We start from the raw sequence: 14,340 nt of genomic DNA, 5'->3' as shown, positions 1-14,340 counted from the left end.
GGCGAGCCCGCTCCTACAGGAACAGCGACGCTCTTGAGGCCAGCGGTGAGCCTGTAGGAGCGGGCTCGCCCGCGAAGAGGCCAGTACAGCCACCACAAATGCACTAGCATGGACCCCATGCCCAACCACACCCGCCACCTCATCCTCGGCAACGGCCTGCACCTTACCCTGCGCCATGCCCCTCGCCTGAGCCGCGCCGCCGCTGCGCTGCAGGTGCACGCTGGCAGCCACGACGCGCCCGCGAAGTGGCCAGGCCTGGCGCATTTCCTCGAGCATCTGTTCTTCCTTGGCACCCCACGCTTCCCGCTGGAAGACGGGCTGATGCGCTACGTCCAGGGCCTGGGCGGGCAAGTCAACGCCAGCACCCGCGAGCGCACCACCGATTTCTTCTTCGAATTACCGCCCCAGGCCTTGGACGGTGGGCTCGAACGCTTGTGCCAAATGCTCGCCGAACCCGACCTTGGCCTGGAACGGCAACAGCGCGAACGCGAAGTGATCCACGCCGAATTCATCGCCTGGTCGCGCAACCCACAGGCTCGCCATCAGTTCGCCCTGCTCCAGGCGGTCTCGCCTCGGCACCCGCTAAGCGGCTTCCACGCGGGCAACCGCTACAGACTCGCCCTGCACGACCCAGCATTCCAGCGAGCCCTGTGGCAGTTTCACCAGGGCTTCTACCAAGGCGGGCAGGTCACCCTGAGCCTTTGCGGCCCGCAGCCACTGGATGAATTGGAAGCGTTGGGGCGGGCCCATGGTCGCCTGTTCGCCGAAGGCGCAAGACGCGCCCAGTGCGCACCTCCCCCACTGCTGGACAGCCCCCTCCAGCCACTGCGCAACACACATGGCCTTGACCTGCTGTTCGCCCATGAGCAACTGCCCGACGGCGCGCCGCAGGCACTGGAACTGTTGCTGGCCAGCCTCACCGACAACCGCCCAGGCGGCTGGCTGTCGGCATTGCGCACTCGCGAAGTATTGCAGGCCTGCCAGGCGCAACCGTTGTACGCCTTCGCCGGGCAGTTGCTGTGGCATATCCACCTGGACCTGAACCCCAACGCCTCGGTCGAGCACATCCAGGCGTTGTTGCACGGCTGGCTGGGGTTCATCCAGCGCACCGGCACGCAGCACCTCGAACAGGAATTCGCGCACCTTCAGCGCCGACGCGAACGAACGGCCAGCGCCTTGACGCTGGCCCGACGCGATGCCAGCGGGCAACCCTTCCAAGACCTGGACGAGGCTGGCCGGGCAGCCTTGCAGGCCCTGCTCGCCAGCCTTCCCACGGGGGAGTTCGGCGATTGGCAATTACCGCCGATAGAACCGCTGCTGCTCGCCGAACTGCCCCCGGCCGATACGCACGCCTTGCCCAACGGCCTGACGACCAGCAGCGTGTTGCCCACCTCGCGCGACTACACCGCCGTGCACCTGCGCTGGCAGGTCCGCTCGGCCTTGCACAAGCGCGCCCTGCCCATCCTCCAGCAGGCTTTGCGCCCTTTGCAGGAGCGCGCCGAACGCGCTTCGGTGCAGTTGAGCCTGAAGGCCGTGGGGCAAACCTGGGAGATGCGCTGCTGCGGCGTCGCGCCCGCCGTGGTCCGCACGCTGCAGCAGGCACTCGAGCGGCTGCGTACACCCACGCACTGGCAGGTGCAGCCAGAACATCCTGCGGCACCGATGCCGCTGCACGCGCTAATGAAGGCACTGCCTGATGCGCTGCACCCCGACGCCAGACCGGTTACCCCTGACGACAGGCTCGACCAGCAAGGGCTGGACAGGCTCTGGGCCGAAACGCGCTGGCACGGTTTAGCCATGGGCTTCGACGAACATTCCCTGCCGACGCTGGCCACCGCCCTGAAGCATTTGATGGGGCACCACGCCCCCGCCATCGCCCCGCCCGCGCTTTCCGGTCGCAGGTGGCGCCAACAGCCGCTGCCCGGTAGCGAACAAGCCCTGCTGCTGTTCTGCCCTTTGCCGATGAACCTCCAGGCCAGCGGCAGGCTGCTTGCTCAGCTGTTGCAGGGCCGGGTGTACCAGCGGCTGCGAGTGGAGTTGCAACTGGGCTACGGGGTCTTCAGCGCCTACCGCCAGCTCGAGGGCTGCGCGGGCCTGCTGTTCGGCGTGCAGTCGCCGCATGCGAGCCACAGCGAGATTCTTCAGCACCTGACACAGCTACTCGAGGAAGGCGTAAGCCTCGACCTCGATGCCCGCCAGGCACTGGCCGAGCAGTTCGAAGTGGCCGCCATGAGCAATGAAACACTCATCGAATGGGCATGGCAGACACAACTGGCTACACACACTTCGAATCTTTCCGACATGCGTAGGTCTATTCTGATGACTGCACAAGCAGACTTGGACGACGTCTTGTCACACCTGCTGTCAGCCGAACATGGCTGGTTATGCTTGGCGAACGGCCCCGCCCCCCAGTGGGAAATGGCTGAGCAATGGCAAACAGGCGTTACCTTGAATCAACCCCAGAGGAAGGAGTAAGCCCATGTGGACCAAACCTGCATACACTGACCTGCGTATCGGCTTCGAAGTCACGATGTACTTCGCCAACCGCTGATCCATGGCGGTGGTTCAACGCCTCGGCCCGCCGAGGCGTTGTCGTTTTTGACAGGCCAGGTAGACCGCGACCATGTACATCCAGATTCTTGGCTCCGCCGCCGGTGGCGGCTTTCCCCAGTGGAACTGCAATTGCGCGAACTGCAAGGGCTACCGTGACGGCACTCTGCGCGCCACGGCGCGTACCCAGTCGTCGATCGCGCTGTCCGATGACGGCGAGCACTGGGTACTGTGCAACGCCTCGCCGGACATTCGCGCGCAGCTGCAAGCCTTCGCGCCCATGCAACCAGCACGCGCCCTGCGCGACACCGGCATCGACGCGATCATCCTGCTCGACAGCCAGATCGACCACACCACCGGCCTGCTCAGCCTGCGCGAAGGCTGCCCGCACCAAGTGTGGTGCACCGAGATGGTCCACCAGGACCTGACCACCGGTTTCCCGCTGTTCAACATGCTCGACCACTGGAACGGTGGCCTGGTGTGGAACCCCATCGCCCTGGAAGGCAGCTTCGTCATCCCCGCCTGCCCGAACCTCAGGTTCAGCCCTTTCCCACTGCGCAGCGCGGCGCCGCCCTACTCGCCCCATCGCTTCGACCCACACCCCGGCGACAACCTGGGCCTGCTCGTGGAAGACCTGCGCAGCGGCGGCAAGCTGTTCTACGCCCCGGGCCTGGGGCAAGTGGACGACAAGCTGCTGGCAATGATGCACAGCGCCGACTGCCTGCTGGTAGACGGCACGCTGTGGGACGACGATGAAATGCAGCGCCGCGGCGTCGGCACCCGCACCGGCCGCGAAATGGGCCACCTGGCGCAGAATGGCGCAGGCGGCATGCTCGAGGTGCTGGATGGCTTCCCGCGCCAGCGCAAGGTGCTTATCCACATCAACAACACCAACCCGATTCTCGACGAAGACTCGCCGCAGCGGGCCGAAGTGCATCGCCGAGGCGTGGAAGTCGCCTACGATGGCATGAGTATCGAGTTGTAGGAGAACGCTGGCGGCCCTATGAACGACATCCACCCCCTGTCCCCCACCGAGTTCGAGCAGGCCCTGCGCGCCAAGGGCGCCTACTACCACATCCACCACCCCTACCACGTGGCGATGTACGAAGGCCGCGCCACCCGCGAGCAGATCCAGGGCTGGGTGGCCAACCGTTTCTACTATCAGGTGAACATTCCACTGAAGGATGCCGCGATCCTGGCCAACTGCCCGGACCGGGAAATCCGCCGCGAGTGGATACAACGCCTGCTCGACCACGATGGCGCCCCCGGCGAGGACGGCGGCATCGAGGCCTGGCTGCGCCTGGGCCAGGCGGTCGGCCTCGACCCCGACCAGTTGCGCTCCCAGGAACTGGTGCTGCCCGGCGTGCGCTTCGCCGTCGACGCCTACGTCAACTTCGCCCGCCGCGCCAGCTGGCAGGAAGCGGCCAGCAGCTCGCTGACCGAACTCTTCGCCCCGCAGATCCACCAGTCGCGGCTGGACAGCTGGCCCCAGCACTACCCCTGGATCGACCCGGCCGGCTACGACTACTTCCGCACCCGCCTGGGCCAGGCCCGGCGCGACGTCGAGCACGGCCTGGCGATCACCCTGGCGCACTTCACCAGCGCCCAGGCGCAGCAGCGCATGCTCGAGATCCTGCAATTCAAGCTGGATATCCTCTGGAGCATGCTCGACGCCATGAGCATGGCCTATGAACTGCACCGCCCGCCCTACCACACCGTCACCGACCAGCGCGTCTGGCACAAGGGAGTCGCCCCATGAGTTTCGACCGCACGCAAACCCCGCGCTGGTGCCCCGGCTACCGCTTCCAGTACGAGCCCGCGCAGCAAGGCCATGTGCTGCTGTACCCCGAAGGCATGATCAAGCTGAACGAAAGCGCCGGCCTGATCGGCGCATTGATCGACGGTCAGCGCGACGTGGCGGCGATCATCGACGAGCTGCAGCAGCGCTTCCCCGACGTGCCGGAAGTGGCCGACGACATCGAGCAATTCATGGAGGTGGCCCGTGCCGAACACTGGGTCGAACTCGCCTGAGGTGCCGGTCGGCCTGCCGCTGTGGCTGCTGGCCGAGCTCACCTACCGCTGCCCCTTGCAGTGCCCGTACTGCTCCAACCCCCTGGACTTCGCCCAGCAAGGCCAGGAGCTGAGCACCGAGCAGTGGTTCAAGGTGATGGCCGAGGCACGCGAGATGGGCGCGGCGCAAATCGGTTTTTCCGGGGGCGAGCCGCTGGTGCGCCAGGACCTCGCCGAACTGATCGGCGAGGCGCGGCGCCTGGGCTTCTACACCAACCTGATCACCTCCGGCATCGGCCTGACCGAGGCCAAGATCGCCGCCTTCCGCGAGGCGGGGCTGGACCATATCCAGATCAGCTTCCAGGCCAGCGACGAGCAGGTGAACAACCTGCTGGCCGGCTCGCGCAAGGCCTTCGCGCAGAAGCTGGAAATGGCTCGTGCAGTGAAAGCCCATGGCTACCCCATGGTGCTCAACTTCGTCACCCACCGGCATAACATCGACCGCATCGACCGCATCATCGAGCTGTGCATCGCCCTGGAGGCCGACTTCGTCGAACTCGCCACTTGCCAGTTCTATGGCTGGGCGCACCTCAACCGGCTCGGCCTGCTGCCCACCCGCGCGCAACTGGAGCGAGCCGAGCGCGTCACCAACGAATACCGGGAACGGCTCAAGGCCGATGGCAGCCCGTGCAAGCTGATCTTCGTCACCCCCGACTACTACGAGGAACGCCCCAAGGCCTGCATGAACGGCTGGGGCAGCCTGTTCCTGACCATCACCCCCGACGGCACCGCCCTGCCCTGCCACGGCGCCCGGCAACTGCCAGTGCAGTTCCCCAACGTGCGTGACCACGACCTGCGGCATATCTGGTACGACTCGTTCGGCTTCAACCGCTTTCGTGGTTTCGACTGGATGCCCGAGCCCTGCCGCTCCTGCGACGAGAAGGAAAAGGACTTCGGCGGCTGCCGCTGCCAGGCGTTCATGCTCACCGGCGATGCCAGCAAGGCCGACCCGGTGTGTGCCAAGTCGCCGGAGCATGGCGTGATCCTCAAGGCCCGCGAAGAAGCCGAGCACGCCACCTTGGGCATCGAGCAACTGACCTTCCGCAACGAGCGTAATGCCCATGTCATCGCCCGCGGCTGAGTTCAGCGCCGCCCAGGCGGTGGCGGCGGGCACCGACTTTGCCGAGCTGAAGGTGGGTGCCGAGGGTTTGGTTTGGAATGAGTTCCGCCCCAGCGACGGCGCCTGCCGGCTCTGGCATTGGCAGCAAGGCCAGGCGCGCTGCCTGACGCCGGATGGCTTCAGCGTGCGCAGCCGGGTCTACGAATATGGCGGCGGCAGTTTCTGCCTCGGGGGCGATGGGGTGGTGTTCGTCAACGAACAGGACCAGCAGCTTTATACCCAGGCACTGGACGGCAGCGCTCCGCGCCCGCTCACCCAGCAAGTCGACTGCCGCTATGGCGATGTGCAGTGGCACGACGGCCAGGTGCTGGCGGTGGAGGAGCGTCACGCCGGGCAAGTGGAGCATCGCCTGGTCGCCATCGCTGAAAGCGAAAGGGCGGTGCTCGCCGAAGGCGCCGACTTCTATGCTGCCCCCACCCTGAGCGACGATGGCACGCGCCTGGCCTGGGTCGAATGGGACCGCCCGGCCCAACCCTGGACCCACACCCGCTTAATGTGTCGGGAGCGAAAAGCCGAGGGGGGCTGGGGCGCTGCCTATTGCGTGGCAGGAACGGACGAGTCGCTGCAACAGCCGCGCTTCGATACGCAAGGCCGACTGTATTGCCTCTCCGATCGCAACGGCTTCTGGCAACCCTGGGGCGAACACGACGGCAACTGGCAAGCGCTCCCCGCCACACCCGCCGACCACGCCGCCGCGCCTTGGCAACTCGGCGCCAGCACCTGGCTGGCGCTGGGCCCGAACAGCTATGTGGCCAGCTGGTTCGAAGACGGTTTCGCACAGCTTGGGCTGCGGATGGACGACGGCGAAATGCAGCGTTTCGCCAGCCCCTACAGCCGTTTTCGCAGCCTGGCGATGGATGACCAGCAGCTGTATGCCATCGCCGCGTCGCCACTCAGTCCGCCTGCGGTCATCGCCATCGACCGCCGCAGCCACGTGGTCAGCGTACTGGCCGGCGGCGCCGAACTGCTGCCCAGCGCGCGTATCAGCCTGCCTGAGCCCATCCACTACCCCAGCGGCGACGGCAACGCCCATGGCTTCTTCTACCCGGCCATGAGCGGCGACACGCCACCGCCACTGCTGGTGTTCATCCATGGCGGCCCCACCTCGGCGTGCTACCCGGTGCTCGACCCGCGCATCCAGTACTGGACCCAACGCGGCTTCGCCGTCGCCGACCTCAACTACCGTGGCAGCACCGGCTTCGGCCGCGACTATCGGCAAGCGCTGCACCTGCGCTGGGGCGAGCTGGACGTTCAGGACGCCTGCGCGGTGGTCGGCTACCTGGCCGGGCGCGGTTTGGTCGATAGGCGCAAGGCGTTCATTCGTGGCGGCAGCGCCGGTGGCTACACCACCCTGTGCGCACTGGCCTTCCATGACGTGTTCCGCGCTGGCGCCAGCCTCTATGGGGTCAGCGACCCACTGGCCCTGGGCCGGGTCACCCACAAGTTCGAAGGCGATTACCTGGACTGGCTGATCGGCGATGCGCAGGCCGATGCCGAGCGTTACCGACAGCGCACACCCTTGCTGCACGCCAGCCGTATCACGGTGCCGGTGATCTTCTTCCAGGGCGAACTGGACGCGGTGGTAGTTCCCGAGCAGACCCGGGCCATGCTGGACGCGCTAGCAGCCAATGGGCTGGAGGCAGAGGGGCATTTCTACGCCGGTGAGCGACATGGGTTTCGCAATGCGCAGAACCTGGCCCATGCGTTGGAGCAAGAATGGAAGTTCTATTGCCGGGTATTGGGCCAATAAGCACCGGGGCCGCATGGCGGCCCCGGTTTATTCAGCGTTTGGCGATGATGTACACCGCGTGCACGATCCCCGGGATGTAGCCCAGCAAGGTCAGCAGGATATTCAGCCAGAATGCCCCAGCGAAACCCACCTGCAGAAACACGCCCAGCGGCGGCAGGATAATAGCGATGATGATGCGGATGAAGTCCATGCAAGTCTCTCCAGGGTACGTTCTCAACACAGACTAGCTGGGCATGCCAGAGGTTCCACTGGCCCTATGAGATCATTGTCGACGCTGCAACCACCAGGCAAAAAAAACGCCCCGGGCCGAGAACGCCAGGCCAGGGGCGATGCGCAGACTACGCCAGACGGTTCGTTGAATTCGTAAGATCAGGCAGACGCCTTGCGCCGTTCGTGCTGGCGCGCATGCAACCGGGCGAAGGCGCGGGCCAGGCGCAGCAGCATTTCGTCGATATTGCCCCGGCTCACGGTCAGCGCCGGTGAGAAGCGCAGCACGTCCGCCTGCGGGGCCGCGAGCAGCAAGCCCTCCTGCAAGGCCGCCTCGACCACCTCGGCCGCCTGCGCTTCACGCAACTGCAAGGCCCACAGCAACCCCTGCCCACGCACCTCACCCTGCCCATAGCGCCCAGCCAGTCGGCTGAGGCCATCGCGCAGGTGCCGACCACTGTCGCACACGCGCTCGAAGAAACCTGGCTCCAGCACGCTGTCCAGCACGGCCAGGCCCGCCGCGCTCATCAGCGCGTTGCCATGGTGGCTGCCTTCCAGCTCGCCAGGCTCGGCGCAACAGGCGGTACCTCGGGCCAGCAGCGCCGCCAGCGGCACACCACCACCCAGGCCCTTGCCCAGGGTGATGATGTCGGCGCGCACCTCGTAGGTCTGCTCGGCCAACAGGGCGCCGCAGCGCCCCATGCCGGTCTGCACCTCGTCGAGGATCAGCAGGATGCCCAGCTCGCGACACAGCTGCTCGACGCCCTTGAGGTAGTCGCGCGTCGCCGGAATCACCCCGGCCTCGCCCTGGATCGGCTCCAGCATGATCGCCACGGTGCGCGAGTCGACCTCGGCATGCAGCGCCGCCAAATCATTGAACGGCACCTTGCTGAACCCCGGTAGGCCGGGCTCGCAGCGGTTGCACGGCAGCGGGTCGGAGGCGGCCAGCGCCCCCAGGCTGCGGCCATGGCAACCCTGGCTGGCGGTGATGATGTGGTAGGCGCCGTTGCGGTGCAGCTGGCCCCACTTGCGCGCCAGCTTGATCGCCCCCTCGCAGGCCTCGGCGCCGCTGTTGAGCAGGTAGGCCTGGTCGCTGCCGGTGCTCTGGCACAATCGCTCGACCAGGCTCAGCAGGCCCGCACTACGATAGCCCGCGCCTGGGTTTATCAGCGCCTGCGCCTGGCCGGCCAGGGCCTTGGCCAGCACGCCGGGGCTGTGGCCCAGGCTGTTCACCCCGCCGCCTTGGGTGAAGTCCAGGAAGGCGTGGCCCTCGCTGTCCCACAACCACGACCCCTGGCCACGTACGAATACCTGAGGCGCCCGCTCGACGCTGGCCATCAGGCGCTCTCGCGCACGCTGCGGGGTGCCCGCTTCGTACGAGGCGGCAGGCAAGGGCTCGGCAACCACGGGGGCCGAGCGGCGCAGCTTGAACAGGTTCATGAGGGCTCCAGGCAATCACGCAAGGCTCAGGCCTCGGTCTACGCCGCAGGTCCATGTTCAGCCTTGCCTATCGAAATACTTTTTCAATCGGGGTCGTCACCTGCACATACAGCACTTCAGACCACCGGAATACGGGGATAGACTAGGCATGTCGCGGTATTGCGGCCATTTCGTTTTTTCAGCTTTTTCGATAAGCAGGACTTATGGATTTTCGCCAACTGCGTTATTTCGTCGCGGTCTATGAAGAAGGGCATGTCGGCCGCGCCGCCGAGCGCTTGTCATTGTCCCAGCCAGCGCTCTCACAGCAGATCCGCCAGCTTGAGCACAGCCTCGACCTGAGCCTGTTCGAGCGCAGCAACAAGCGCCTGCTGCCCACGCTGGCCGCTCACACCCTGTACAACCACGCCCTGCCCCTGCTCGACGGCCTGCAACGTGCCCAGGAGGCCATGCGCAGCTTCAAGGGCCAGTCGCTGCGTACCCTGGCCATCGGCGTGTTGCAAACCGTACGCCCAGGCCTGGTGCCGCAGTTGCTGGAGCGCGTACGGCGGGCACAGCCGCATCTGGTGGTGCAGATCTACGAGCTGTCGGGCCTGGAAATCGAGCGGCGGCTGCTAAACGGCAACCTGGATATCGGCATCAGCTACCTGCCACCCCGCCAACCCGGCCTGCATGGGCAACTGCTGTACGAAGACGAGCTGCAACTGGTCATCCCCAATACCCATCCCTTGAAGGACTTCAAGAAGGTCTCGCTCAGGCAAGCCGCCGAATTGCCCATGCTGATGCTCGGCGAAGAGTTCCAGATCCGTCAGATCTGGCAGGCACAACTGGCCAACCTGGGGCGCAGGCCGCAGGTGCAGGCAGAAATGAACAACATGGCAGGTATTCTCGACAGCCTGGCCCATACGGCACTGGTGACCATTCTGCCGGGGCGGGCCAAGGAAGCCGACGAAGATGGCCAGGGCCTGCTGTGGAAGCCCTTGAGCGAGCCCAGGGTGCCGCTCGAGGTCGGCCTGGTGTACCGCGATGCCCAGCGCCAGCAGGCATCGGTGGAGCTGCTGCGGACCCTGCTCGAAGCGCAAAGCGATACCCGGCCAGGGGGGTTGTCGCCGCAAGACACACCCAGCTAAAAACGCGGACGAAGAAAACCCCGCCGAAGCGGGGTTCTCTAGACTGTTTCCCTGACATCCCTATCGCCCCACCATCCTGGCGGGAATCCTACGTAATCCCTGTTCTGTCCTTGCGCTTCCTGCGCTACGTCCATGTGAGAAAGATTACGCGTGGATCCAATGTTAGAAAAGAGGCGAAAAGTCACCGCGTCATGTAAGCAAAAGCTTACATGGTCGGCGTTTTTTACCCCTAGAACTGCTCCGCCTCCAGCAGGTACAGCGACTCGCTGCCCGCCTTCACCGAGGCCACCAACGAATCCACCCGCGGCAACAGGCGCGCGAAGTAGAAGCGTGCAGTGCCGAGCTTCGCCCCGTAGAAGGCTTCATCGCCTTCGCCGGCCTTGGCAGCACGGGCCATCAGCGCCCACATGTAGGCGTAGGCCACGTAGCCAAAGGCGTGCAGGTATTCCACCGATGCCGCGCCAATTTCATTGGGGTTGCCCTTGGCCTGGTCCAGCCCCCATTCGGTCAGCCCATCGAGCTGGTCCAGGGCGGCCGCCAGCGGCGCGGTGAACTCGCCCAGCTCGTTGCCGGCACTGCCGATGAACTGGCGGATTTCGTCGGAGAACAGGCGGTAGTAGGCGCCGCCGCTGGCGACGACCTTGCGGCCCATCAGGTCCAGGGCCTGGATACCGTTGGTGCCTTCGTAGATCTGGGTAATGCGCACGTCGCGCACCAACTGTTCCTGGCCCCACTCGCGGATATAGCCATGGCCGCCGAACACTTGCTGGCCGTGCACCGTACACTCCAGGCCCAGGTCGGTGAGGAATGCCTTGGCCACCGGAGTCAGCAGGGCCACCAGCTCATCGCTGCGCTTGCGGGTGGCGGGGTCTTCGCTGTACTTGGCGCTGTCCAGCTGCATGGCCACGTAGGTGGAGAATGCGCGACCGCCTTCGATCAACGCTTTCATGGTCAGCAGCATGCGGCGCACGTCCGGGTGGACGATGATCGGGTCGGCCGCCTTTTCCTTGGCCTGCGGGCCGGTCGGGGCGCGGCTTTGCAGACGGTCACGGGCGTATTCGACGGCGTTCTGATAAGAGCGCTCGGCCGAGGCCAGGCCCTGGATACCCACGCCCAGGCGCTCGTAGTTCATCATGGTGAACATGGCCGCCAGGCCCTTGTTCGGTTCACCGACGATATAGCCAACCGCTTCATCGAAGTTCATCACGCAGGTGGCCGAGGCCTGGATGCCCATCTTGTGCTCGATCGAGCCGCAGGTGGCCGGGTTGCGTGCACCCAGGCTGCCGTCTTCGTTGACCATGAACTTCGGCACCAGGAACAGCGAGATGCCCTTCGGCCCCGCTGGCGCATCGGGCAGCTTGGCCAGCACCAGGTGGATGATGTTCTCGGTCAGGTCGTGCTCGCCGCCGGTGATGAAGATCTTCGTGCCGCTGACCTTGTAGCTGCCATCGGCCTGGGGCTCGGCCTTGGTGCGGATGATGCCCAGGTCGGTGCCGGCATGGGGCTCGGTCAGGCACATGGAGCCTGCCCAGACACCGGCGTACATGTTCGGCAGGTACTTTTCCTTGAGCGCTTCGCTGGCGTGGGCGTTGATCGACAAGCAGGCGCCGGCAGTCAGCATCGGGTACAGGCCGAACGACAGGCTGGAGGCGTTGACCATTTCCTCGACCTGCGCCGAGATCGCCTTGGGCATGCCCATGCCGCCGAACAGCGGGTCGCCACCGACGCCAACCCAACCGCCTTCGGCGTAGGTGTTGTAGGCGTCGATGAAGCCGGCCGGGGTGCGCACCGCACCGTTGTCCCAGTGGCAGCCCTCTTCGTCGGCGGCGCGGCTGAGCGGGGCGATGGTCTTGCTGGTGACCTTGCCGGCTTCTTCCAGCACGGCCAGGGCGGTTTCGGCATCCACGGCGTCGGCCAGGCCGGGCAACTGGGCCCAGAGGTCGGCAACGTTGAAGACTTCATTGAGTACGAAGCGCATGTCGCGCAACGGCGCTTTATAGTCAGCCATTACAACCTCTCGCTAGCAGAGTCGGGCGGTTTGTACCGCGCATTGGAATGTGCAGCAGTGTACCCGAACAACTTTTGCGAGACATAGAGTCATCAGTCGACTATTTGGTCGAGTTAAGTCACGCCGTACGGATGGCGCCTCGACGCACTTGCTGGCCTGCCAGCATTACGCAGTTACGCCCGGCACCCTTGGCGGCATACAGGGCCTGGTCGGCAGATTTCAGCACTTCTTCCGGGTTGCGGTGCTCGGCCAGACGCTCGGCAACGCCAATACTGATGGTCACCGACACAGTGCTGCCCGCAGCGCCTGCACGGCGCTGACGGCCGGTGGAGTCGTCATGGGGGCGGCTGTTCTGGTCACGTAACTGGATCGCGTAGTTGGCGATCATCTCGCGCACCGCTTCCAGGTGCGGCAGGCACTCTTCAGCGGTCTTGCCGGCGAACACCAGGGCGAACTCCTCGCCACCATAGCGGTAGGCACGCCCACCGCCCGTCACCTTAGACAACCGGCTGGCGACCAGGCGCAGCACCTGGTCGCCGACATCATGGCCATGGGTGTCGTTGAATTTCTTGAAATGGTCGACATCGCTCATGGCGATCACATAGTTGCGCCCAAGGCGCTGCATGCGCTCGTTCAGCGCACGACGCCCCGGCAGGCCGGTCAGCTCGTCGCGGAAGGCCATCTGGTAGGCCTCGTGGGACACGGCGGCCGCGATCATCAGCATCACCTGGCTGCACATGATGTTCAGGGTGAAGGGCAGGATGAACGTTTGCGGCAGCATCCAGAAGATCCCCAACAAGCCGATCACCTGCGCCGCGTGCAACGGCCTTGGCTCGCGCAGGTACTGCACCACCAGCAGGATGAACACCGCCAGGAACAGCGGGTAGGCCAGCTGGACCAGGCTCATCCACTGGCCATGCAGGGCCGGCCAGCGGATCTCCGCCAGCCATGCCAGTAGCGCCTGCGGGAAGCTCTGCTCCAGGGCCAGGGCCACGCTGCCGACGGCGAACAGCACGGCGAAACGCGCCAGCATGTCCTGGGCCAGGTGCGTGCGCTCCTGCCAGGCGGCGAACAGGCCGAACAGGGTCGGCAGCAGCAGGCACACCAGGTGGAACACCACAGCCGCATCCTCGCGCACCCTACCGTTGTCGCGGTAGAAGTCGGTCTGGGTGTCGAGCAGGAAGTAGGCGATATACACGGTGACCATCAGGAACAGCTCGCGCTGGCGACGGTAGACCGCGCAATAGGCACCGCCAAGCAGCAGCACCAAGGTGGGCAAGACGTTGAACAGGGACGTGAAGAAGACGCTGAGGTCTCTCACATACGCCGCCGCGAGCCCCGACACCAGCAACAGCAGTGAAGGCAGGAAGTGGCTCGCGCGTACTGCGGATAAACGAAACAAGGGTAATCTCCAACCCGGCAGATCAATAATGGCATTGTGCCCATAGTTAATCGGCAGCGCACATGAATAGATGAATACCGATTGCGCGCTGTAGGAGATTTCTCGTTACCGAATACGACACAGCCTGCCAATACAGGCGAAAAAAAACCGCCTACCGGTAAGGGCAGACGGTTTTTCGTACAGCCTGAAGGCTTAGATCGACAGACCGAAGTCTTCTTCTTTCATCGCCATCAGGTTGTCGGCACCCGACAGCATCGCCGCCACATGGGCACGGGTACGCGGCAGGATGCGCTGGAAGTAGAAGCGCGCGGTCTGCAGCTTGGCGGTGTAGAAGGCTTGCTCGCTGGTGTCGGCAGCCAGCTTCTCGGCGGCCAGGCGGGCGATGTCGGCCCAGAAGTAAGCCAGGCAGGCGTAGCCGGAGTACATCAGGTAGTCCACCGAAGCGGCACCCACTTCCTCGCGGTCCTTCATGGCGGCCATGCCGACCTTCATGGTCAGCTCGCCCCACTCCTTGTTGATGGCAGCCAGCGGAGCGACGAACTCCTTGACCGCCTCGTTGCCTTCCTGGGCCTGGCAGAACTTGTGCACGAGCTGAGCCGCCTGCCACAAGCCGGCCTGGCCGGCGTTACCGCAGCCCAGGCTCCGACACTGCGCGAGGCCGCACGT

Annotated in this window: 13 protein-coding genes; 8 read left to right on the top strand and 5 right to left on the bottom strand. The window is 65.2% G+C overall.

Going from position 1 to position 14,340, the window contains the following annotated elements; all coding sequences use genetic code 11:
• Positions 1-117: 117 nt before the first annotated feature.
• The 7 genes from pqqF to ACQKPE_RS16310 all read left to right on the top strand — a co-directional run bounded on the left by pqqF (position 118) and on the right by ACQKPE_RS16310 (position 7,490).
• A complete protein-coding gene (pqqF, locus tag ACQKPE_RS16340; RefSeq protein ID WP_427667416.1) occupies positions 118-2,475 on the top strand; it encodes a pyrroloquinoline quinone biosynthesis protein PqqF in 2,358 nt (785 codons plus the stop codon).
• 4 nt (positions 2,476-2,479) lie between these two features.
• On the top strand, positions 2,480-2,551 hold the full coding sequence (pqqA, locus tag ACQKPE_RS16335) for a pyrroloquinoline quinone precursor peptide PqqA (protein WP_003243383.1): 72 nt from the start codon (positions 2,480-2,482) through the stop codon (positions 2,549-2,551).
• A gap of 72 nt (positions 2,552-2,623) precedes the next feature.
• Positions 2,624-3,535, top strand: coding sequence for a pyrroloquinoline quinone biosynthesis protein PqqB (pqqB, locus tag ACQKPE_RS16330; protein ID WP_427667415.1), 912 nt, complete (start codon positions 2,624-2,626; stop codon positions 3,533-3,535).
• An 18-nt stretch (positions 3,536-3,553) separates the two neighbouring features.
• Positions 3,554-4,309 carry a pyrroloquinoline-quinone synthase PqqC gene (gene pqqC, locus ACQKPE_RS16325; protein WP_427667413.1) on the top strand — a complete coding sequence of 252 codons (756 nt, stop codon included), beginning with the start codon at positions 3,554-3,556 and terminating at the stop codon, positions 4,307-4,309.
• A complete protein-coding gene (gene pqqD / locus ACQKPE_RS16320; RefSeq protein WP_427667411.1) occupies positions 4,306-4,581 on the top strand; it encodes a pyrroloquinoline quinone biosynthesis peptide chaperone PqqD in 276 nt (91 codons plus the stop codon). Before pqqC ends, pqqD begins: the two co-directional genes overlap by 4 nt.
• Positions 4,553-5,701: a pyrroloquinoline quinone biosynthesis protein PqqE gene (gene pqqE, locus ACQKPE_RS16315; protein ID WP_427667409.1), complete on the top strand. Its 1,149-nt coding sequence runs from the start codon at positions 4,553-4,555 to the stop codon at positions 5,699-5,701. The genes pqqD and pqqE overlap by 29 nt, the downstream gene beginning before the upstream one ends.
• The gene (locus ACQKPE_RS16310; protein ID WP_427667408.1) at positions 5,682-7,490 is read left to right on the top strand and encodes a S9 family peptidase; all 1,809 of its coding nucleotides are present in this window, start codon (positions 5,682-5,684) and stop codon (positions 7,488-7,490) included. The genes pqqE and ACQKPE_RS16310 overlap by 20 nt, the downstream gene beginning before the upstream one ends.
• A gap of 31 nt (positions 7,491-7,521) precedes the next feature.
• Here ACQKPE_RS16310 and ACQKPE_RS16305 read toward each other — a convergent pair whose 3' ends face one another.
• Together ACQKPE_RS16305 and ACQKPE_RS16300 are read right to left on the bottom strand one after the other, a co-directional pair.
• Positions 7,522-7,680, bottom strand: a complete 159-nt coding sequence (locus ACQKPE_RS16305) for a YqaE/Pmp3 family membrane protein (RefSeq protein WP_033696002.1) — start codon at positions 7,678-7,680, stop codon at positions 7,522-7,524.
• Between the two features lie 179 nt (positions 7,681-7,859).
• Positions 7,860-9,137 carry an aspartate aminotransferase family protein gene (locus tag ACQKPE_RS16300; RefSeq protein WP_427667406.1) on the bottom strand — a complete coding sequence of 426 codons (1,278 nt, stop codon included), beginning with the start codon at positions 9,135-9,137 and terminating at the stop codon, positions 7,860-7,862.
• Between the two features lie 203 nt (positions 9,138-9,340).
• On the opposite strand from ACQKPE_RS16300, the gene ACQKPE_RS16295 reads away from it, so the two are divergent.
• On the top strand, positions 9,341-10,264 hold the full coding sequence (locus tag ACQKPE_RS16295) for a LysR family transcriptional regulator (RefSeq protein ID WP_427667404.1): 924 nt from the start codon (positions 9,341-9,343) through the stop codon (positions 10,262-10,264).
• A gap of 229 nt (positions 10,265-10,493) precedes the next feature.
• Here the strand turns inward: ACQKPE_RS16295 and ACQKPE_RS16290 are convergent, their stop codons facing one another.
• From ACQKPE_RS16290 to ACQKPE_RS16280, 3 genes are all read right to left on the bottom strand, one after another.
• On the bottom strand, positions 10,494-12,272 hold the full coding sequence (locus tag ACQKPE_RS16290; RefSeq protein ID WP_427667402.1) for an acyl-CoA dehydrogenase C-terminal domain-containing protein: 1,779 nt from the start codon (positions 12,270-12,272) through the stop codon (positions 10,494-10,496).
• A gap of 118 nt (positions 12,273-12,390) precedes the next feature.
• The gene (locus ACQKPE_RS16285; RefSeq protein WP_427667400.1) at positions 12,391-13,674 is read right to left on the bottom strand and encodes a diguanylate cyclase; all 1,284 of its coding nucleotides are present in this window, start codon (positions 13,672-13,674) and stop codon (positions 12,391-12,393) included.
• Positions 13,675-13,866: 192 nt separating this feature from the next.
• A partial coding sequence (locus tag ACQKPE_RS16280) for an acyl-CoA dehydrogenase C-terminal domain-containing protein (protein ID WP_427667398.1) occupies positions 13,867-14,340 on the bottom strand: 474 nt, incomplete at its 5' end.

This window comes from Pseudomonas sp. NPDC089554 (assembly GCF_050280645.1).
Classification (GTDB): Bacteria; Pseudomonadota; Gammaproteobacteria; order Pseudomonadales; family Pseudomonadaceae; genus Aquipseudomonas.
This window is presented reverse-complemented; position numbering and strand designations above follow the sequence as displayed.